Annotated in this window: 18 protein-coding genes; 17 read left to right on the plus strand and 1 reads right to left on the minus strand. The window is 69.9% G+C overall.

Annotated elements, in window-relative coordinates:
* The first annotated feature begins 115 nt into the window (after positions 1–115).
* From ABZO29_RS36740 to nusB, 4 genes are all read left to right on the plus strand, one after another.
* On the plus strand, positions 116–976 hold the full coding sequence (locus tag ABZO29_RS36740; RefSeq protein ID WP_367326340.1) for a Pro-rich N-terminal domain-containing protein: 861 nt from the start codon (positions 116–118) through the stop codon (positions 974–976).
* A 95-nt stretch (positions 977–1,071) separates the two neighbouring features.
* Positions 1,072–2,178 (plus strand): aminopeptidase P family protein, encoded by a 1,107-nt coding sequence (locus tag ABZO29_RS36745; RefSeq protein WP_367324510.1) that lies wholly within the window; start codon positions 1,072–1,074, stop codon positions 2,176–2,178.
* A gap of 52 nt (positions 2,179–2,230) precedes the next feature.
* The gene (efp, locus tag ABZO29_RS36750) at positions 2,231–2,797 is read left to right on the plus strand and encodes an elongation factor P (protein ID WP_367324511.1); all 567 of its coding nucleotides are present in this window, start codon (positions 2,231–2,233) and stop codon (positions 2,795–2,797) included.
* A gap of 2 nt (positions 2,798–2,799) precedes the next feature.
* The gene (gene nusB / locus ABZO29_RS36755) at positions 2,800–3,234 is read left to right on the plus strand and encodes a transcription antitermination factor NusB (RefSeq protein ID WP_367324512.1); all 435 of its coding nucleotides are present in this window, start codon (positions 2,800–2,802) and stop codon (positions 3,232–3,234) included.
* 165 nt (positions 3,235–3,399) lie between these two features.
* On the opposite strand, the gene bldD is transcribed toward nusB, so the two are convergent.
* Entirely contained in the window at positions 3,400–3,903 is a 504-nt protein-coding gene (gene bldD / locus ABZO29_RS36760; protein ID WP_367324513.1) for a transcriptional regulator BldD, read from the minus strand.
* Between the two features lie 265 nt (positions 3,904–4,168).
* On the opposite strand from bldD, the gene pyrR reads away from it, so the two are divergent.
* The 13 genes from pyrR to metK all read left to right on the plus strand — a co-directional run bounded on the left by pyrR (position 4,169) and on the right by metK (position 18,547).
* Positions 4,169–4,753, plus strand: a complete 585-nt coding sequence (gene pyrR / locus ABZO29_RS36765; protein WP_367324514.1) for a bifunctional pyr operon transcriptional regulator/uracil phosphoribosyltransferase PyrR — start codon at positions 4,169–4,171, stop codon at positions 4,751–4,753.
* A 93-nt stretch (positions 4,754–4,846) separates the two neighbouring features.
* Entirely contained in the window at positions 4,847–5,827 is a 981-nt protein-coding gene (locus ABZO29_RS36770; protein ID WP_367324515.1) for an aspartate carbamoyltransferase catalytic subunit, read from the plus strand.
* A gap of 5 nt (positions 5,828–5,832) precedes the next feature.
* Positions 5,833–7,119, plus strand: coding sequence for a dihydroorotase (locus ABZO29_RS36775; protein WP_367324516.1), 1,287 nt, complete (start codon positions 5,833–5,835; stop codon positions 7,117–7,119).
* Complete coding sequence (locus tag ABZO29_RS36780; RefSeq protein ID WP_367324517.1) at positions 7,074–7,679, plus strand: hypothetical protein; 606 nt, start codon at positions 7,074–7,076, stop codon at positions 7,677–7,679. Before ABZO29_RS36775 ends, ABZO29_RS36780 begins: the two co-directional genes overlap by 46 nt.
* Positions 7,676–8,818, plus strand: coding sequence for a glutamine-hydrolyzing carbamoyl-phosphate synthase small subunit (carA, locus tag ABZO29_RS36785; protein WP_367324518.1), 1,143 nt, complete (start codon positions 7,676–7,678; stop codon positions 8,816–8,818). Before ABZO29_RS36780 ends, carA begins: the two co-directional genes overlap by 4 nt.
* On the plus strand, positions 8,811–12,119 hold the full coding sequence (gene carB, locus ABZO29_RS36790) for a carbamoyl-phosphate synthase large subunit (protein WP_367324519.1): 3,309 nt from the start codon (positions 8,811–8,813) through the stop codon (positions 12,117–12,119). Before carA ends, carB begins: the two co-directional genes overlap by 8 nt.
* 55 nt (positions 12,120–12,174) lie before the next feature.
* Complete coding sequence (locus tag ABZO29_RS36795) at positions 12,175–13,281, plus strand: quinone-dependent dihydroorotate dehydrogenase (protein WP_367324520.1); 1,107 nt, start codon at positions 12,175–12,177, stop codon at positions 13,279–13,281.
* A complete protein-coding gene (gene pyrF, locus ABZO29_RS36800) occupies positions 13,278–14,180 on the plus strand; it encodes an orotidine-5'-phosphate decarboxylase (protein ID WP_367324521.1) in 903 nt (300 codons plus the stop codon). The genes ABZO29_RS36795 and pyrF overlap by 4 nt, the downstream gene beginning before the upstream one ends.
* Positions 14,181–14,458: 278 nt before the next feature.
* Complete coding sequence (locus tag ABZO29_RS36805; RefSeq protein ID WP_003977346.1) at positions 14,459–14,782, plus strand: integration host factor; 324 nt, start codon at positions 14,459–14,461, stop codon at positions 14,780–14,782.
* Between the two features lie 61 nt (positions 14,783–14,843).
* Entirely contained in the window at positions 14,844–15,401 is a 558-nt protein-coding gene (gene gmk / locus ABZO29_RS36810) for a guanylate kinase (RefSeq protein WP_367324522.1), read from the plus strand.
* 51 nt (positions 15,402–15,452) lie between these two features.
* On the plus strand, positions 15,453–15,725 hold the full coding sequence (rpoZ, locus tag ABZO29_RS36815) for a DNA-directed RNA polymerase subunit omega (RefSeq protein ID WP_003977348.1): 273 nt from the start codon (positions 15,453–15,455) through the stop codon (positions 15,723–15,725).
* A gap of 154 nt (positions 15,726–15,879) precedes the next feature.
* Positions 15,880–17,082 (plus strand): bifunctional phosphopantothenoylcysteine decarboxylase/phosphopantothenate--cysteine ligase CoaBC, encoded by a 1,203-nt coding sequence (gene coaBC, locus ABZO29_RS36820; protein ID WP_367324523.1) that lies wholly within the window; start codon positions 15,880–15,882, stop codon positions 17,080–17,082.
* Positions 17,083–17,338: 256 nt separating this feature from the next.
* Complete coding sequence (gene metK / locus ABZO29_RS36825) at positions 17,339–18,547, plus strand: methionine adenosyltransferase (RefSeq protein WP_367324524.1); 1,209 nt, start codon at positions 17,339–17,341, stop codon at positions 18,545–18,547.
* Positions 18,548–18,945: the final 398 nt, after the last annotated feature.

Raw genomic sequence — 18,945 nt, forward strand, 5'->3', positions numbered from 1 at the left:
TCGGGGTCGGGCACTTGGGGCCGCCCCCGGCCGTTCACCAAACGACGGCCGGGGGCGGTACCGTTCGGTAGCAAGCGGGACCGAGCCCGAAATGAACGAGACGGAGTGGCACCGGATGCAGCACGCAGTGGGGTCTCCGCTGCCGCCGCCCCACCAGCCGGGGCAGGGACCGGAAGCCGGCTGGCAGCCGGCCGCACAGCACCCGGGTCCCCACCGCCCGGGCGCTCACCAGGGATCGGCCCCCGTGCCCCCGCCCCCTCCGGCACCGGGCTTCACGCCCCCAGGAGCGGTCCCGCCCGCGCCCCAGCACGCACCGGCCCCGCCGGCCCCCGACACCACGGGCCACGTACCCCTGCCCCCCGGCGGCCCCGTCGCCACGCCGAGCGCCCCGCCCGCGGCCGCGGTCCCGGACCCGACGACCACCACTCTCGCGGTCCTGCTGATCGGCCCGGCGGGCGCCGGAAAGACGAGCGTCGCCAAGTACTGGGCGGACCACCGCCGGGTCCCCACCGCCCACATCAGCCTCGACGACGTACGCGAATGGGTCCGCTCGGGCTTCGCCGATCCGCAGTCCGGCTGGAACGACCACTCGGAGGCCCAGTACCGCCTCGCCCGCCGCACCTGCGGCTTCGCCGCACGCAACTTCCTCGCCAACGGCATCTCCTGCATCCTCGACGACGCGGTCTTCCCCGACCGCCCGGTCGTCGGCCTCGGCGGCTGGAAGCGGCACGTGGGCCCCGGCCTGCTGCCGGTCGTCCTCCTGCCGGGCCTGGAGATCGTCCTGGAGCGCAACGCCGAACGGACCGGCAACCGCCGCCTCACCGACGAGGAGGTCGCCCGCATCCACGGCCGGATGGCGGGCTGGTACGGCTCCGGCCTCCCGATCATCGACAACTCCCAGCTGGACGTACCGGCCACGGCCCGGGTCCTGGACGACGTCCTCGCAAGGTCGATAGCAAGCCCACCGAAGTGGTAGACGCAGCGGACTGAACCCACCTTCAAGGGGCGCCGGTCCCCCGAACGGCACCCTCCCAACCAGCACAATCCGGCCAACGCTCCTACGCTCGACACATGTCAGAGGTGTACGCGGCCCGCCGAGCCCGCCTGAGGGAACGCTGCAATGCCGGCGGAAGCAGCGCAGCGCTGGTCTCCCGCCCCGCCAACGTGAGATACCTCGCCGGCGCGGCCCCGCAGGGCGCCGTCCTGCTGCTCGGAAAGCGCGAGGATCTGCTGGTCTGCGCGACCCCGCCCGACGACCGTCCCGCGGAAGGGCGCCCCGACGAGGCGCTGCGCGTGCACACCCTCACCCGCCCCGGCGGCGATACGGCCGTCGCGGCCGCCGACCTGGCCATGGCCCAGGACGCCGACTCGCTCGCCGTGGAGGAACACCATCTCACCGTGGCCCGCCACCGCGCCCTGCGCTCGGTCGCCCCGCGACTGCGCCTCGCCGACCTGGCAGGCGCGGTCGAGCAGCTCAGGGTGGTCAAGGACGAGGAGGAGATCTCCTGTCTGCGCATCGGCGCGGAGATCGCCGACCAGGCACTCGGTGAGCTGCTGGAATCCATTCTCGTCGGCCGTACCGAGCGCCACCTCGCCCTTGAACTCGAACGGCGGCTCGTGGATCACGGCGCCGACGGCCCCGCCTTCCCCACCTCCGTCGCCACCGGCCCGAACGCCGGCCGACGGGGCCACCGGCCCACCGACCGCCGTGTCGAGGAGGGTGACTTCCTCTCCGTCTGCCTGGGCGCCATGTACCGCGGCTACCGCTGCGAGATCGGCCGCACCTTCGTCATCGGCACGTCCCCCACCGACTGGCAGATCGAGCTGTACGACCTGGTCTTCGCCGCCCAGCGCGCCGGACGGGAGAGTCTGGCACCGGGCGCCGCCTACCGCGACGTGGACCGTGCCGCACGCCAGGTGCTGGATTCCGCGGGGTACGGAGAGGGCCTCCAGGCGATGACGGGGCACGGCGTCGGACTCGAAATCGACGAGGACCCGCAGTTGGCTCCCGCGGCCATGGGTAAACTGGACGCTTGCGTGCCGGTCACCGTCGAACCGGGGGTCCACCTCCCGGGCCGGGGCGGTGTCCGGATCGATGACACGCTCGTCGTACGCCCCGAGGCGGACGGCGGACCCGAGCTACTCACCATCACGACCAAGGAGCTGCTCGCACTATAGGCAAGGTGCGTGCCCCGTGGTCGTCCACGTCAGTCCAGGAGATTCCGCAACCGTGGCTTCCACGAACGACCTCAAGAACGGCATGGTGCTCAAGCTCGAAGGCGGCCAGCTGTGGTCCGTCGTCGAGTTCCAGCACGTCAAGCCCGGCAAGGGCCCTGCATTCGTGCGCACCAAGCTCAAGAACGTGCTCTCCGGCAAGGTCGTCGACAAGACCTTCAACGCCGGCGTCAAGGTCGAGACGGCCACTGTCGACAAGCGCGACATGCAGTTCTCGTACATGGACGGCGAGTACTTCGTCTTCATGGACATGGAGACCTACGACCAGCTGATGGTCGACCGGAAGGCCGTCGGTGACGCCGCCAACTTCCTCATCGAGGGCTTCATGGCCACCGTCGCCCAGCACGAGGGCGAGGTGCTCTTCGTCGAGCTGCCGGCCGCCGTCGAGCTGACCATCGCCGAGACCGAGCCCGGCGTCCAGGGCGACCGCTCCACCGGCGGCACCAAGCCCGCCACGCTGGAGACCGGCCACCAGATCCAGGTCCCGCTCTTCATCACCACTGGCGAGAAGATCAAGGTCGACACCCGTACCAGCGACTACCTCGGCCGGGTGAACAGCTAACCGTGGCTGCCCGCAACACGGCCCGTAAGCGAGCCTTCCAGATCCTCTTCGAGGGCGACCAGCGCGGCGCCGACGTTCTGACGGTGCTCGCGGACTGGATCCGGCTCTCCCGGGACGACACCCGGCAGCCGCCGGTGAGCGAGTACACGATGCAGCTGGTCGAGGGCTACGCGCAGCACGCGACGCGCATCGACGAGCTGATCGCGCAGTACTCGGTCGGCTGGACCCTCGACAGGATGCCGGTCGTCGACCGCAACATCCTTCGGCTCGGCGCCTACGAGCTGATCTGGGCCGACGAGACGCCGGACGCCGTCGTGCTCGACGAGATGGTGCAGCTGGCGAAGGAGTTCTCCACGGACGAGTCACCGTCGTTCGTCAACGGCCTGCTCGGCCGGCTCAAGGAGCTCAAGCCCTCGCTGCGCCGTGAGGAAGCGTAAGGGTTCCCGAAATCGCCGGAGGGCCCGCAGCGTCGCCGCTGCGGGCCCTCCGGCATTCCTGTACCCGTACGGCCCCGAAGGCCTGGAAAAAGCCGCCGGGGTGGCCGGAACCACACAGTTCCGGCCACCCCGGCGGCACGTTTCTGCTGAACCCTCGGGGAGTGCTCAGCTCTCCTCGGCGTGGGAGACCGCACGGCGCGCGTCGGCGTCCAGCACGCCCCAGCTGATCAGCTGCTCGGTGAGGACCGACGGCGACTGGTCGTAGATGACGGCCAGTGTGCGCAGGTCGTCCTGGCGGATCGAGAGCACCTTGCCGTTGTAGTCACCGCGCTGCGACTGGATCGTCGCCGCGTACCGCTGCAGGGGACCTGCCTTCTCGACCGGCACGTGGGCCAGTCGCTCCAGGTCCAGGACCAGCTTCGGCGGGGGCTCGGCGGCGCCGCCCGGGGTGGTGCCCGGAAGCAGCTCCTGCACCGGAACACCGTAGAAATCCGCCAACTCGGCGAGGCGCTGCACGGTCACGGCACGGTCGCCGCGCTCGTACGAACCGACCACGACCGCCTTCCAGCGTCCCTGGGACTTTTCCTCGACACCGTGGAGGGAAAGGCCCTGCTGGGTGCGGATGGCCCGGAGCTTGGCCCCGAGCTGTTTGGCGTATTCGCTGGACATATAGCTCCCCGGCACTGTGTCGACGCGGCTGGGCCGCGCGGCTGGTAACTCACTGTGAGGTTACGCAGCGTGACTCTTCTGCGTCAAGCCGAATGGTCCACACCGACTCTTCCGTGGCAGCGGCGCCCGATTGGGCCAAGAGGGTGGTTCTGGTCGCCGAAGGGGGTGATCAGGGGTGTCGTTGTGCGGCCTGCTACCGTGGATGGCGCAATTCCGACGTCCTTTAAGGTCCGTCCCGTGAGGCGGAGAAGGAGGTCCGTTTCGTATGGACAAGCAGCACGTCACGCAGCAGTCCGATGCGAGGCCCGTTCTCGAGGGCCCCGACATCGCGCGGGTGCTGACCCGCATAGCCCACGAGATCGTCGAGCGCGCCAAGGGCGCCGACGACGTGGTGCTCCTCGGCATTCCGACCCGAGGCGTCTTCCTCGCCCAGCGGCTCGCCGCCAAGCTGGAGCAGATCACCGACCGCAAGATCCCGGTCGGTTCGCTCGACATCACCATGTACCGCGACGACCTGCGCATGCACCCGCCGCGTGCGCTGGCCCGCACCGAGATCCCCGGAGACGGCCTCGACGGCAGACTCGTCGTCCTCGTCGACGACGTGCTGTTCTCCGGCCGCACCATCCGTGCCGCCCTCGACGCCCTGGGCGACATCGGGCGACCGCGCGCGGTCCAGCTCGCGGTCCTCGTCGACCGCGGCCACCGCGAACTGCCCATCCGCGCCGACTACGTCGGCAAGAACCTCCCCACGTCGCTGCGGGAGACGGTCAAGGTCCAGCTCGCCGAGGAGGACGGTCGCGACACCGTGCTGCTCGGTGTGAAGCAGACCACTCCGGGCGCGCAGCACTAGCACCCCGGCGTACCCGTGCTCGGCGTACGCCCCGCAGCCGCGCCCCGGCCTGCCCGATTCCTCCCTCATGAACTGCCTTACGGAGCCTGACAGATGCAGCGTCATCTCATCTCGGCCGCCGACCTCACCCGCGACGACGCCGTCCTGATCCTCGACACAGCCGAGGAGATGGCCCGGGTCGCCGACCGGCCGATCAAGAAGCTGCCGACCCTGCGCGGCCGCACCGTCGTCAACCTCTTCTTCGAGGACTCCACCCGGACCCGGATCTCCTTCGAGGCCGCCGAGAAGCGCCTCTCCGCGGACGTCATCAACTTCTCCGCCAAGGGTTCGTCGGTGTCCAAGGGCGAGTCCCTGAAGGACACCGCCCAGACCCTGGAGGCCATGGGCGTCGACGCCGTCGTCATCCGGCACGGCGCGTCCGGAGCCCCGTACCGGCTCGCCAACTCCGGCTGGATCGACGCCGCCGTGATCAACGCCGGTGACGGCACCCACCAGCACCCCACCCAGGCACTCCTCGACGCCTTCACCATGCGCCGCCGGCTCGTCGGCCGGGACGCGGGGATCGGCCAGGACCTGTCCGGCAAGCGCATCACGATCGTCGGCGACGTGCTGCACAGCCGGGTCGCCCGCTCCAACGTGGATCTGCTGCACACCCTCGGCGCCGAGGTCACCCTCGTCGCACCGCCGACCCTGGTGCCGGTCGGCGTGGAGACCTGGCCCTGCGAGGTGTCGTACGACCTCGACAGCACCCTTCCGAAGTCCGACGCGGTGATGATGCTGCGCGTCCAGCGCGAGCGCATGAACGCCGCCTTCTTCCCGACCGAGCGCGAGTACTCGCGGCGCTACGGCCTCGACGGCGACCGCATGGCCCGGATGCCCGAGCACGCCATCGTGATGCACCCCGGACCGATGGTCCGCGGTATGGAGATCACCGCCGAGGTCGCCGACTCCGACCGCTGCACCGTCGTCGAGCAGGTCGCCAACGGCGTCTCGATCCGCATGGCCGTCCTGTACCTGCTGCTCGGCGGCAACGAACCCGCCGTCACCCACGCCCGCACCACCGAGGAGAAGTAAGACAGATGAGCAAGATCCTGATCCGTGGTGCGAAGGTGCTGGGCGGCGAGCCGCAGGACGTGCTGATCGACGCAGGGGTCGTCGAGGCGGTCGGCAGCAGCCTGTCCGCCGAGGGTGCCGAGGTCGTCGAGGCCGCCGGCAAGGTGCTCCTCCCGGGTCTCGTCGACCTGCACACCCACCTGCGCGAGCCCGGCCGCGAGGATTCCGAGACGGTCCTCACCGGTACGCGGGCTGCCGCGAGCGGCGGCTACACCGCCGTCTTCGCCATGGCCAACACCTTCCCGGTCGCCGACACCGCCGGTGTCGTCGAGCAGGTCTACCGGCTCGGCCAGGAGCACGGCTACTGCGACGTGCAGCCCATCGGTGCCGTCACCGTCGGCCTGGAGGGCCAGAAGCTCGCCGAGCTCGGCGCCATGCACGAGTCCGCGGCGGGCGTCACCGTCTTCTCCGACGACGGCAAGTGCGTGCACGACGCGGTGATCATGCGGCGGGCGCTGGAGTACGTGAAGGCCTTCGGCGGTGTCGTCGCGCAGCACGCGCAGGAGCCGCGGCTGACCGAGGGCGCCCAGATGAACGAGGGCATCGTCTCCGCCGAGCTGGGTCTCGGCGGCTGGCCCGCGGTAGCCGAGGAGTCGGTCATCGCCCGGGACGTCCTGCTCGCCGAGCACGTGGGCTCCCGCGTCCACATCTGCCACCTGTCGACCGCCGGGTCCGTGGAGATCGTGCGCTGGGCCAAGTCCCGCGGCATCCAGGTCACCGCCGAGGTCACCCCGCACCACCTCCTCCTCACCGACGAGCTGGTGCGGACGTACAACCCGGTCTACAAGGTCAACCCGCCGTTGCGTACCGAGCGTGACGTGCTCGCTCTGCGCGAGGCGCTCGCCGACGGCACGATCGACATCGTCGCCACCGACCACGCCCCGCACCCGCACGAGGACAAGGACTGCGAGTGGGCCGCGGCCGCCATGGGCATGGTCGGCCTGGAGACCGCGTTGTCAGTCGTGCAGGAGACGATGGTCGAGACCGGGCTCCTCGACTGGGCCGGGGTCGCCGACCGCATGTCCTTCAAGCCCGCCCGGATCGGGCAGGCGGGGGGTCACGGGCGCCCCGTCTCGGCTGGTGAGCCCGCCAACCTCACGCTCGTCGACACGGCATACCGTGGTTGCGTGGACCCCGCGGGCTTCGCCTCGCGCAGCCGCAACACCCCGTACGAGGGGCGTGAGCTGCCGGGCCGTGTCACGCACACATGGCTCCGGGGCAAGGCCACGCTCGTCGACGGGAAGCTCACGTGACATCTGCTGCACTACTGCTCGCGGCCGAGAGGAAATCGGCCGAAGTGACCGACTGGGCCGCCCGGGCCGGCTGGGTGGTGGGGCTCGCCCTCTTCGTCGCGCTCGTCTACTGGCTGATGCGCGAGGGCTGGAAGTGGCGCGGCACGCTCCAGGGCGACCTGCCGGAGCTGCCGGTCGCGCCGGACGGACCGGGCCAGGCGAGACTGACGATGAGCGGCCGCTACCACGGGTCCACCACCGCCGGGCAGTGGCTGGACCGCATCGTGGCGCACGGCCTCGGCACCCGCAGCAGGGTCGAGCTCACGCTGACGGACGCGGGACTGGACGTCGTACGCCCCGGCGCGACCGACTTCTTCATCCCCGCGGCCGCGCTGCGTGAGGCACTGCTCGGCAAGGGCATCGCGGGCAAGGTCCTCACCGAGGGCGGTCTGCTGGTGGTGACCTGGGCGCACGGCGACAAGCTCATCGACTCCGGGTTCCGCTCCGACCACGCGGCGGAGCACAACGAGTGGGTCGAAGCCATCAACTCCATGATCAACAAGACGGAAGGCGCACGATGACGACCTCCACAAGGGGAGCCGCGAAGACTCCCGCCGTACTCGTCCTGGAGGACGGCCGGATCTTCCGCGGCCGTGCCTACGGGGCCGTGGGGGAGACCTTCGGCGAAGCGGTGTTCTCCACCGGCATGACCGGCTACCAGGAGACCCTCACCGACCCGTCGTACGACCGTCAGATCGTCGTCGCGACCGCCCCGCAGATCGGCAACACCGGCTGGAACGACGAGGACGACGAGTCCCGGCGCATCTGGGTCTCCGGCTACGTCGTGCGCGACCCCGCGCGCGTGCCCTCCAACTGGCGCGCCAAGCGCTCCCTGGACGACGAGCTGGTCACGCAGAACGTCGTCGGCATCAGCGGCATCGACACCCGCGCGCTCACCCGCCATCTGCGGGAGCGCGGCTCCATGCGGGCCGGCATCTTCTCGGGTGAGGCGATCGCCCCCGAATCCGAGCTCCTCACGCGCGTGCAGGCACAGCCGCACATGAAGGGCCTCAGCCTGTACGAGGAGGTCGCCACCCAGGAGGCGTACGTCGTCCCGGCGATCGGCGAGAAGAAGTTCACCGTCGCCGCGATCGACCTCGGCATCAAGGGCATGACCCCGCACCGCATGGCCGAGCGCGGAATCGAGGTGCACGTGCTGCCGGCGACGGCGACGGAGGAGGACGTGTACGCCGCCGATCCGGACGGCGTGTTCTTCTCCAACGGGCCCGGCGACCCCGCCACCGCCGAGGGTCCTGTCGCGCTGATGACCGCGGTGCTGAAGCGGAGGACGCCGCTGTTCGGCATCTGCTTCGGCAACCAGATCCTCGGGCGCGCCCTCGGCTTCGGCACCTACAAGCTGAAGTACGGCCACCGGGGCATCAACCAGCCGGTCCAGGACCGCACGACCGGCAAGGTCGAGGTGACCGCGCACAACCACGGCTTCGCCGTGGACGCGCCGCTCGACAAGGTCAGCGAGACGCCCTTCGGGCGCGCCGAGGTGTCCCACGTCTGTCTGAACGACGACGTCGTGGAGGGGCTGCAGCTGCTCGACCAGCCGGCCTTCTCCGTCCAGTACCACCCCGAAGCGGCAGCCGGTCCGCACGACGCCGCCTACCTGTTCGACCGCTTCGTATCCCTGATGGAGGGCCAGCGTGCCTAAGCGCACCGATATCCAGTCCGTCCTGGTCATCGGCTCCGGCCCGATCGTCATCGGGCAGGCGGCCGAGTTCGACTACTCCGGCACGCAGGCGTGCCGGATCCTGCGGGCCGAGGGTCTGCGCGTCGTCCTGGTCAACTCCAACCCGGCGACGATCATGACCGACCCGGAGATCGCCGACGCGACCTATGTCGAGCCGATCACTCCGGAGTTCGTCGAGAAGATCATCGCCAAGGAGCGGCCGGACGCCCTGCTGCCCACCCTGGGCGGCCAGACGGCCCTCAACACGGCCATCTCGCTGCACGAGAACGGCGTCCTTGCGAAGTACGGCGTCGAGCTGATCGGCGCCAACGTCGAGGCGATCCACAAGGGCGAGGACCGCGACCAGTTCAAGGAGGTCGTGGAGGCGGTCCGTCGCAAGATCGGGCACGGTGAGTCCGCCCGGTCCGTGATCTGCCACTCGATGGACGAGGTGCTCGCCGGTGTCGACGAGCTCGGCGGCTACCCGGTCGTCGTCCGCCCGTCCTTCACGATGGGCGGCGCCGGTTCCGGCTTCGCGCACGACGAGGAGGAGCTGCGCCGTATCGCCGGCCAGGGCCTGACTCTCTCGCCGACCACCGAGGTGCTCCTGGAGGAGTCCATCCTCGGCTGGAAGGAGTACGAGCTGGAGCTGATGCGCGACAAGCACGACAACGTCGTGGTCGTCTGCTCCATCGAGAACTTCGACCCCATGGGCGTTCACACCGGTGACTCGATCACCGTCGCGCCCGCGATGACGCTGACCGACCGCGAGTACCAGATCCTGCGCGACATCGGCATCGCGGTCATCCGCGAGGTCGGCGTCGACACCGGCGGCTGCAACATCCAGTTCGCGGTGAACCCGGTCGACGGCCGTGTCATCGTCATCGAGATGAACCCGCGCGTCTCGCGCTCCTCGGCCCTGGCGTCCAAGGCGACGGGCTTCCCGATCGCCAAGATCGCGGCCAAGCTCGCCGTGGGCTACACCCTCGACGAGATCCCGAACGACATCACGCAGGAGACCCCGGCCTCCTTCGAGCCGACCCTCGACTACGTCGTCGTGAAGGCCCCGCGGTTCGCCTTCGAGAAGTTCCCGAGCGCCGACTCCACGCTGACGACCACCATGAAGTCGGTCGGCGAGGCCATGGCCATCGGCCGCAACTTCACCGAGGCCTTCCAGAAGGCGCTGCGCTCGCTGGAGAAGAAGGGCAGCCAGTTCACCTTCGTCGGCGAGCCCGGTGACAAGGAGGCCCTGCTGGCGGAGGCGGTCCGTCCCACCGACGGCCGGATCAACACGGTCATGCAGGCCATCCGCGCGGGCGCCACGCCCGAGGAGGTCTTCGAGGCGACGAAGATCGACCCGTGGTTCGTCGACCAGCTCTTCCTCATCAAGGAGACCGCGGACGAGCTGGCGGCCGCCACCGAGCTCACGCCCGGCCTGCTCGCCGAGGCCAAGCGGCACGGCTTCTCCGACCAGCAGATCGGCGAGATCCGCGGGCTGCGCGAGGACATCGTGCGCGAGGTGCGCCACGCGCTGGGCATCCGCCCGGTGTACAAGACGGTCGACACCTGCGCCGCCGAGTTCGCCGCGAGGACGCCGTACTTCTACTCCTCCTACGACGAGGAGACCGAGGTCGCGCAGCGCGAGAAGCCCGCGGTGATCATCCTCGGCTCCGGGCCCAACCGCATCGGCCAGGGCATCGAGTTCGACTACTCCTGCGTCCACGCCTCCTTCGCGCTGAGCGACGCCGGGTACGAGACCGTGATGGTCAACTGCAACCCGGAGACCGTCTCCACGGACTACGACACCTCCGACCGCCTGTACTTCGAGCCGCTGACGCTCGAGGACGTACTGGAGATCGTCCACGCGGAGTCGCTGGCCGGCCCGATCGCCGGTGTCGTGGTCCAGCTGGGCGGCCAGACCCCGCTGGGCCTGGCGCAGGCCCTGAAGGACAACGGGGTGCCGATCGTCGGCACGTCCCCCGAGGCCATCCACGCCGCCGAGGACCGCGGCGCCTTCGGCCGGGTGCTCAAGGAGGCCGGCCTCCCGGCCCCCAAGCACGGCACCGCCACCACCTTCGCCGAGGCCAAGACCATCGCCGACGAGATCGGCTACCCGGTCCTCGTCCGGCCGTCGTACGTCCTCGGCGGCCGCGGCATGGAGATCGTGTACGACGAGGCCCGGCTGTCGACCTACATCGCCGAGTCGACCGAGATCAGCCCCTCGCGTCCGGTCCTCGTCGACAGGTTCCTCGACGACGCCATAGAGATCGACGTCGACGCCCTTTACGACGGCGAGGAGCTCTACCTCGGTGGCGTCATGGAGCACATCGAGGAGGCCGGCATCCACTCCGGCGACTCGGCGTGCGCGCTGCCGCCGATCACGCTGGGCGGATTCGACATCAAGCGCCTGCGGGCCTCGACGGAGGCCATCGCCAAGGGCGTTGGCGTCCGCGGCCTGATCAACATCCAGTTCGCGATGGCGGGCGACATCCTGTACGTCCTCGAGGCCAATCCGCGTGCCTCGCGCACCGTCCCCTTCACGTCGAAGGCGACCGCGGTGCCGCTGGCGAAGGCCGCCGCCCGGATCTCGCTGGGCGCGACCATCGCGCAGCTGCGCGAGGAGGGCCTGCTGCCCGCGCGCGGAGACGGCGGCGAACTCCCGCTCGACGCGCCGATCTCCGTCAAGGAGGCCGTGATGCCGTGGACCCGCTTCCGGGACACCTCCGGGCGCGGCGTCGACACCATCCTCGGCCCGGAGATGCGTTCCACCGGCGAAGTCATGGGCATCGACTCCGTCTTCGGCACGGCGTACGCCAAGTCGCAGGCGGGTGCGTACGGTCCGCTGCCGACGAAGGGCCGCGCCTTCATCTCGGTCGCCAACCGCGACAAGCGCTCGATGATCTTCCCCGCGCGTGAACTCGTCGCTCACGGCTTCGAGTTGCTCGCCACGTCCGGCACGGCCGAGGTGCTCAGGCGCAACGGCATCAACGCCACCGTCGTGCGCAAGCAGTCCGAGGGCATCGGCCCGAACGGTGAGAAGACCATCGTCCAGCTCATCCACGACGGCGAGGTCGACCTCATCGTCAACACCCCCTACGGCACCGGCGGCCGCCTCGACGGCTACGACATCCGTACGGCGGCCGTGGCGCGGTCGGTCCCGTGCCTGACGACGGTCCAGGCGCTCGCAGCCGCCGTCCAGGGCATCGACGCCCTCAACCACGGTGACGTGGGCGTGCGTTCACTCCAGGAACACGCGGAACACCTGACCGCGGCCCGCGACTAGCAGCCCTGAGGGGGACACCGGAAAACGGTGTCCCCCTCTTCATGAGGACAGAGAGATGTACAAGCTTTTCTTCCGTCTGGTGTTCAAACGGATGGACCCGGAGCAGGCCCACTACCTGGCCTTCCGCTGGATCCGCCGGGCCGTCCGCATCCCCGTGCTGCGCACCTTCGTCGCGGCCGCGCTCGCCCCGCGCTACAAGGAGTTGCGAACCGAGGCCTTCGGGCTGCGCATGCACGGCCCCTTCGGGCTCGCCGCGGGCTTCGACAAGAACGCGGTCGCCGTCGACGGGATGTCGATGCTCGGCTTCGACCACGTGGAGATCGGCACGGTCACCGGGGAACCGCAGCCGGGCAACCCGAAGAAGCGGCTGTTCCGCCTGGTCCAGGACCGGGCGCTGATCAACCGCATGGGCTTCAACAACGAGGGCTCCCTGGCCGTCGCCGCCCGGCTGGCCTCGCGCACGCCCGTCTTCAAGACCGTCGTGGGCGTGAACATCGGCAAGACCAAGGTCGTCCCGGAGGCCGAGGCCGCCGCCGACTACGTGAAGTCGACCGAGCGGCTCGCGCCGTACGCCGACTACCTGGTGGTCAACGTCTCCTCCCCGAACACCCCCGGCCTGCGCAACCTCCAGGCGACCGAGGCGCTGCGGCCCCTGCTGAGCGCCGTCCGCGAGGCCGCCGACCGCACGGTCACGACCCGCCGCGTCCCCCTGCTGGTGAAGATCGCGCCGGACCTCGCCGACGAGGACGTCGACGCGATGGCCGACCTCGCCGTGGAGCTCGGCCTGGACGGGATCATCGCCACGAACACCACCATCGCGCGCGAGGGCCTCGGGCTGCGGTCCGAACCGACTCTGGTCAAGGAGACCGGCGGCCTGTCCGGCGCGCCCCTGAAGGCCCGCTCCCTGGAGGTGCTGCGCCGCCTCTACGCGCGCGTGGGCGACCGGATCACCCTCGTCGGGGTCGGCGGCATCGAGAACGCCGAGGACGCCTGGCAGCGCATCCTGGCCGGTGCCACGCTGGTCCAGGGCTACAGCGCGTTCATCTACGAGGGGCCCTTCTGGGGCCGTGCCATCCACAAGGGGCTCGCCGCGCGCCTGCGCACGAGCCCGTACGCCACCCTCGCCGACGCGGTCGGCGCCGACGTAAGGAAGACCGGATGACTTCCCTCCCGTCACCCGACCACCACCCCTCAACGAGGCCCTCCGGGCCGCAGGATCTTTCCGGAGAACCCTTCGGCGCACGCCTGCGCCGCGCGATGGACGAGCGCGGCCCGCTGTGCGTCGGCATCGACCCGCACGCCTCCCTGCTCACCGAGTGGGGCCTGAACGACGACGTGGCGGGCCTGGAGCGGTTCAGCCGCACGGTCGTCGAGGCGACGGCCGACCGGGTCGCCGTGCTGAAGCCGCAGAGCGCCTTCTTCGAGCGCTTCGGGTCCCGTGGCATCGCCGTCCTGGAGAAGTCGGTCGAGGAGGCCCGGGCGGCCGGTGCGCTGGTCGTGATGGACGCCAAGCGGGGCGACATCGGCTCGACCATGGCCGCGTACGCGGAGTCGTTCCTGCACAAGGACGCGCCGCTGTTCTCCGACGCCCTGACCGTCTCGCCGTATCTCGGCTACGGATCGCTCAGCCCGGCCGTGGCGCTGGCGCGCGAGAGCGGCGCGGGCCTGTTCGTGCTGGCGCTCACCTCCAACCCGGAGGGCGGCGAGGTCCAGCACGCCGTCCGTGCGGACGGCCGGGACGTCGGGGCGACGATGCTGGCGCACCTCGCCGCCGAGAACGAGGGGGAGGAGCCCCTGGGCTCGTTCGGGGCGGTCGTCGGCGCCACCCTCGGCGACCTGTCGTCGTACGACCTCGACATCAACGGTCCGATCCTGGCGCCCGGCATCGGCGCCCAGGGGGCCACGCCTGCGGATCTTCCCGGGGTCTTCGGAGCCGCCGTGCGCAACGTCGTGCCGAACGTCAGCAGGGGTCTGCTGCGGCACGGTCCCGACGTCGTCGCGCTGCGGACGGCGGCGGACCGCTTCGCGGCGGAGATCCGGTCGGCGCTGAGGGGCGTCTGAGGAGTCCGCACCCCCGCTGTGAAACCTCCGATGAGTGGCTTCGGACCCACTTGAGGCTGGATACATTCTCAAATCCAGGGCAGTATGTCTGAAATATCCCGTCCTGACGGAGGCTGACCAGGACTTTTCCGCTGTTCTCGCTGACTCTGGCGGACTTGGCCGCTAGTCTCCGAGCAGAGTGAACGGGCAAGCGTGTTGCTCGTGGCTCCCCAGGTGTGGGGCGACTAGGTTCCTCACCGGTCCGTATCCGACAGTTCGACATCCGAGGTGACGTAGGCGTGGCTCTTCCGCCCCTTACCCCCGAACAGCGCGCAGCCGCGCTCGAAAAGGCCGCCGCGGCTCGCCGGGAGCGGGCCGAGGTCAAGAATCGACTCAAGCACTCCGGCGCCTCCCTGCACGAGGTCATCAAGCAGGGCCAGGAGAACGACGTCATCGGCAAGATGAAGGTCTCCGCCCTTCTTGAGTCCCTGCCGGGCGTGGGCAAGGTCCGCGCCAAGCAGATCATGGAGCGTCTGGGCATCTCCGAGAGCCGCCGCGTGCGCGGTCTCGGGTCCAACCAGATCGCGTCCCTGGAGCGTGAGTTCGGCAGCACCGGTTCCTGAATCCGGGTGCGCTCGGGGCAGGTAGTCCCGGGCACACCGGGTCTGCTGGAATAATCGCTGCATGAGCGAACGTCCGCGGCTGACCGTGCTCTCCGGCCCCTCAGGGGTCGGCAAGAGCACGGTCGTCGCCCATATGCGCAAGGAACACCCCGAGGTCTGGCTCTCGGTGTCGGCGACGACCCGGGGGCCCCGCCCCGGCGAGAAGCACGGAGTCCACTACTTCTTCGTCACCGACGACGAGATGGACAAGCTGATCGCCAACGGCGAGCTGCTGGAGTGGGCCGAATTCGCCGGCAACCGGTACGGCACGCCACGCGGCGCCGTGCTGGAGCGCCTGGAGGCGGGGGAACCCGTCCTCCTGGAGATCGACCTCCAGGGCGCCCGGCAGGTCCGTGAGACCATGCCCGAGGCCCAGCTGGTGTTCCTGGCCCCTCCCTCCTGGGAGGAGCTCGTACGCAGGCTCACCGGACGTGGCACCGAGCCGCCCGAGGTGATCGAACGCCGTCTCGAGGCGGCGAGGGTCGAGCTGGCGGCCGAGCCGGAGTTCGACGTGACCCTGGTCAACACCTCCGTCGAGGACGTGGCTCGCGAGCTGCTAGCCTTGATGGACGTTGTGTGATCGTGACTGATCACACTCTGTGAATCTTTCCCATCCATCGGAAGGTAGAGCGTGTCCTCTTCCATCTCCGCGCCCGAGGGCATCATCAACCCGCCGATCGACGAGCTCCTCGAGGCCACCGACTCGAAGTACAGCCTCGTGATCTACGCGGCCAAGCGGGCCCGCCAGATCAACGCGTACTACTCGCAGCTCGGCGAGGGCCTCCTCGAGTACGTCGGTCCGCTCGTGGACACCCACGTCCACGAGAAGCCGCTCTCGATCGCCCTGCGCGAGATCAACGCGGGTCTGCTGACGTCCGAGGCCATCGAGGGCCCGGCGCAGTAGTATTTTCGGCTTGCAGTTGGCTTTTCCACAGGCCCGGCAGTGAGGCTGCCGGGCCTGTGGTCTGCGGGGGTGCGGGGGTCGTCCCCCGCTGTGATGCAGCATGGGGGTGTGCGCTCGTCCCTGGCGCACGCGAGCCGAGTTCTGGGGTGAGACGGTGGACAAGCCGAAGGTCGTGCTGGGGGTCAGCGGTGGCATCGCCGCTTACAAGGCCTGTGAGCTGCTGAGAAGGCTGACGGAGTCGGGCCACGACGTCTGTGTCGTCCCCACCGCCTCCGCCCTGCACTTCGTCGGCGCAGCCACCTGGTCGGCTCTCTCCGGCAACCCCGTCTCGACGGAGGTCTGGGACGACGTCCACGAGGTCCCGCATGTCCGCATCGGCCAGCACGCCGACCTGGTGATCGTCGCACCGGCGACGGCGGACACGCTGGCGAAGGTGGCCCACGGCCTCGCCGACGACCTCCTCACGAACACCCTCCTCACCGCCCGATGTCCGGTCGTCTTCGCCCCCGCGATGCACACCGAGATGTGGGAGCACCCCGCCACCCAGGAGAACGTGGCGACGCTGCGCCGCCGCGGCGCGGTCGTCATCGAGCCGGCCGTCGGCCGACTCACCGGCGTCGACACCGGCAAGGGCCGGCTGCCCGAGCCCGCTGAGATCTTCGAGGTCTGCCGCCGTGTGCTGGCCCGCGGCGTGACCGAGCCCGACCTCGTCGGACGGCACGTGGTCGTCAGCGCGGGCGGCACCCGCGAACCCCTCGACCCGGTCCGCTTCCTCGGCAACCGCTCCTCCGGCAAGCAGGGCTACGCCCTCGCCCGCACCGCGGCCGCGCGGGGCGCCCGCGTCACGCTGATCGCGGCGAACACCGGACTGCCGGATCCGGCGGGGGTGGATGTCGTCCAGGTCGGCACGGCGGTGCACATGCGTGAGGCGGTCCTCAAGGCGGCCGCAGACGCCGACGCGGTCGTCATGGCGGCGGCGGTCGCCGACTTCCGCCCCGAGGCATACGCGACCGGAAAGATCAAGAAGAAGGACGGCCAGGACCCCGACCCCATCGTCCTGGTACGGAATCCGGACATTCTCGCGGAGATCTCGGCCGACCGCGCCCACCCCGGCCAGGTGGTCGTCGGCTTCGCCGCCGAGACGGACGATGTGCTGGCCAACGGGCGCACGAAGCTGGAGCGCAAGGGCTGTGACCTCCTGGTGGTGAACGAGGTGGGGGAGCGCAAGACGTTCGGCTCGGAGGAGAACGAAGCCGTGGTCCTCGGCGCCGACGGCAGCGAGACGCCCGTGCCCCACGGTCCGAAGGAAGCCCTGGCCGAAACGGTGTGGGATCTGGTGGCGCAACGCCTGGGCTGAGTGTTCCGTCCGTTTTCGCGGATCACTCATGCGCGGATCACTCAAACGTCACGCTTCAGGGCGTGGCGACCCTGGCCAAGGGCACACGGCATTGGGCAGAATGCCCGTGCCGCAGGTCACAGCGCTCCCGAGAGGCGAGACGGGTGGGCCCGCGGCTGAGCGCGACCGATAAACTGTTTCTCGGACGACGCCGGGCGCAGCCCCCGTCCCGTCCGCCAATGATCAGCCAGCAGCCGCTGCAACCCCAGGGAGCGTTGTGTCCCGTCGCCTTTTCACCTCGGAGTCCGTGACCGAGGGGCACCCCGACAAGATCGCTGACCAGATCAGCGACACCATTCTCGACGCGCTTCTGCGCGAGGACCCGACCTCCAGGGTCGCGGTCGAGACCCTGATCACGACAGGCCTGGTGCACGTGGCCGGTGAGGTCACCACCAAGGCGTACGCGCCGATCCCCCAGCTCGTGCGGGACAAGATCCTCGAGATCGGCTACGACTCCTCGAAGAAGGGCTTCGACGGCGCCTCCTGCGGCGTGTCGGTGTCGATCGGCTCGCAGTCCCCGGACATCGCGCAGGGCGTGGACACGGCCTACGAGTCCCGGGTCGAGGGCGACGAGGACGAGCTGGACCGGCAGGGTGCCGGTGACCAGGGCCTGATGTTCGGTTACGCCACCGACGAGACGCCCACCCTGATGCCGCTGCCGATCTTCCTGGCGCACCGCCTGTCGAAGCGGCTGTCGGACGTCCGCAAGAACGGCACGATCCCCTACCTGCGCCCGGACGGCAAGACGCAGGTCACCATCGAGTACGACGGCGACAAGGCGGTCCGCCTGGACACGGTCGTGGTCTCCTCGCAGCACGCGTCGGACATCGACCTGGACTCGCTGCTGGCCCCCGACATCCGCGAGTTCGTGGTGGAGCCGGAGCTGAAGGCGCTCCTGGACGAGGGCATCAAGCTGGACACCGAGAACTACCGTCTGCTGGTCAACCCGACGGGCCGTTTCGAGATCGGCGGCCCGATGGGCGACGCCGGCCTGACCGGCCGCAAGATCATCATCGACACGTACGGCGGCTTCGCCCGGCACGGCGGCGGCGCCTTCTCCGGCAAGGACCCGTCGAAGGTGGACCGTTCGGCGGCGTACGCGATGCGCTGGGTCGCCAAGAACGTGGTCGCCGCGGGCCTGGCCTCCCGCTGCGAGGTCCAGGTCGCCTACGCGATCGGCAAGGCCGAGCCCGTCGGCCTGTTCGTCGAGACCTTCGGTACCCACAAGGTGGAGACCGAGAAGATCGAGAGGGCGATCGAGGAGGTCTTCGACCTCCGTCCGGCCGCGATCATCCGTGACCTCGACCTGCTCCGCCCGATCTACGCCCAGACCGCCGCGTACGGCCACTTCGGCCGCGAGCTCCCCGACTTCACGTGGGAACGCGCGGACCGCGTGGACGCGCTGCGGAAGGCTGCGGGTCTGTAAGTCCTTCCTGATGCTGCGGGGCCCGGCCTTCCTGGGGGAGGCCGGGCCCCGGTGCGTCCGGCGGTCGTGCCTCCGCGGAAATCGTTGGCGGGCGGGAGCGGGCTCCTCGTACGCTGGTGATCTCCCGGTGCGACGGTTGCGGGTACTTCGGTGGAGTGCGCTTCGTGCGTGCGGTGAATCTGGCCGCTGCCGACTGGAACTCGGGAGACCGATGCTGCTGCGCCCGGTGCGATGGTTGCGGGTACTTCTGGGGTATCCCCTCGCAGGTTCGAATCCTGCTGCCGGTTCAGGGGACCGGACCGGTATGGCCGAGTGGCCCAAGGCGGACACGTCCTTCGGGGCGTGTGTGATCCGCGGCCGCGGTGATCTCGGGCGGCGTCGGTGTCAGTGGCGTTTGG

Origin of the sequence: Streptomyces sp. HUAS ZL42, from assembly GCF_040782645.1 — a bacterium.
GTDB lineage: Bacteria > Actinomycetota > Actinomycetes > Streptomycetales > Streptomycetaceae > Streptomyces.

Excerpts from the sequence above, each read along its gene's own strand:
- ABZO29_RS36740 (WP_367326340.1), top strand. The coding sequence starts at position 116 with ATGCAGCACGCAGTGGGGTCTCCGCTGCCGCCGCCCCACCAGCCGGGG.
- ABZO29_RS36745 (WP_367324510.1), top strand. The coding sequence starts at position 1,072 with ATGTCAGAGGTGTACGCGGCCCGCCGAGCCCGCCTGAGGGAACGCTGC.
- bldD (WP_367324513.1), bottom strand. The coding sequence starts at position 3,903 with ATGTCCAGCGAATACGCCAAACAGCTCGGGGCCAAGCTCCGGGCCATC.
- pyrR (WP_367324514.1), top strand. The coding sequence starts at position 4,169 with ATGGACAAGCAGCACGTCACGCAGCAGTCCGATGCGAGGCCCGTTCTC.
- ABZO29_RS36770 (WP_367324515.1), top strand. The coding sequence starts at position 4,847 with ATGCAGCGTCATCTCATCTCGGCCGCCGACCTCACCCGCGACGACGCC.
- ABZO29_RS36775 (WP_367324516.1), top strand. The coding sequence starts at position 5,833 with ATGAGCAAGATCCTGATCCGTGGTGCGAAGGTGCTGGGCGGCGAGCCG.
- ABZO29_RS36780 (WP_367324517.1), top strand. The coding sequence starts at position 7,074 with ATGGCTCCGGGGCAAGGCCACGCTCGTCGACGGGAAGCTCACGTGACA.
- carA (WP_367324518.1), top strand. The coding sequence starts at position 7,676 with ATGACGACCTCCACAAGGGGAGCCGCGAAGACTCCCGCCGTACTCGTC.
- ABZO29_RS36795 (WP_367324520.1), top strand. The coding sequence starts at position 12,175 with ATGTACAAGCTTTTCTTCCGTCTGGTGTTCAAACGGATGGACCCGGAG.
- pyrF (WP_367324521.1), top strand. The coding sequence starts at position 13,278 with ATGACTTCCCTCCCGTCACCCGACCACCACCCCTCAACGAGGCCCTCC.
- gmk (WP_367324522.1), top strand. The coding sequence starts at position 14,844 with ATGAGCGAACGTCCGCGGCTGACCGTGCTCTCCGGCCCCTCAGGGGTC.